Origin of the sequence: Pseudoalteromonas sp. Z1A6 (genome assembly GCF_011378745.1) — a bacterium.
GTDB classification, from domain to species: domain Bacteria; phylum Pseudomonadota; class Gammaproteobacteria; order Enterobacterales; family Alteromonadaceae; genus Pseudoalteromonas; species Pseudoalteromonas arctica.
The window spans coordinates 1-1,203 of the sequence record NZ_WTKW01000613.1 but is presented as its reverse complement, the minus strand read 5'-3'; the positions used below and the strand labels follow the sequence as shown (position 1 = coordinate 1,203).

Below are 1,203 nucleotides of genomic sequence, written 5' to 3'. Positions count from 1 at the left end.
TAAAACAGAAAGTAGCTGATTTTGAGTTTGATTTACTTAAGAGTGAGAAAAGCTTTTCTTCTATTGCTCAAGAGCTATTTATTGAAGGAAATGATGAAGAAAGCCTGTTTGAAACATTACTTAGTCAAATAGATTTTAAGCTTTTTGCAAAGGACGTAGAGGCAACAAACAGCTCTGATTCTAAGGGGTTTATAACTAATGAACGAAATGCTGAATCGTATAACGTTAAGAGAGTAAACTACTTTTTTGATGGCCCAACAGAGTTATGGCTTATTGATGTGTTATGGACTTTATATGTAGGTCCAATACTAGATCAAAAGCTTACAAAAGATTGTTATGGCAATAGATTAAAGGGTACACCATTAAGCCCTATAGAACCTTCAAGTAGTAATGATTCTAAAAGTATTTTTGAAAATTATATCACTCAATATAATTCATGGCGCAGTGGCGCAATAGATACAGCGAAGAGAATATCGACAGAAGGTGATGATGTAGCAATTCTAACCTTAGATATTCAGCAATATTATTACAATGTAGACATGAAATTCTGTCTAATTGAAGATGAAATTAAGGCTGCATTGGGTGATGGTGGTCAAGATAAACTAGAAACCGCGCTACTTTTAACTCGTTTGCTAGAAAGAATATATAAGACATACCACGAACAAATTACCAAAAGGTTAAAGCATACTCACAAAGAGTGTAAAGATAATCTAGGTTTACCCATTGGCTTAACATCTTCAACAGTTTTGGCAAACTGGTACTTAGCTGGTTTTGATGAGGAAGTGTCATCAATCGTTAGACCTGCGTATTATGGACGCTATGTCGATGATATTATTTTCGTATTTAAACGGCCCCACTTAGATCAGCAGAACCCTGTTAAAAGCATATTTAAAAATTATTTCCACAACATTATCATTGTAAATGAAGATATTAAAGTTATCTCCAAAGGCAATTCATTACCTGTCCAACGCAAAAAAATGATGCTTCATTACTTCAGTGCGGAGCATAGCATTGCAGGGTTAGATGTTGTTATTGAAGCTATTAATCAACAAAGTAGTGAGTTTAGGCTTTTACCTGATGGAAACAGCAAAATAAATCTCAGTAAATTTGCAGAAGAATTTTTGTATTCTGAGGACGAAGGTCAATTAAAAAATGTTTTAAAAGCAACTGAAAATGAAGGTTCATTATCTCAATTTCTATCTA

1 protein-coding gene is annotated in these 1,203 nt (G+C 33.6%); it reads left to right on the top strand.

The genetic code is table 11. The features are described from left to right. The coding region (locus GQR46_RS19900; protein ID WP_165742256.1) for an RNA-directed DNA polymerase at nucleotides 1–1,203 on the top strand (1,203 nt) is incomplete at both ends.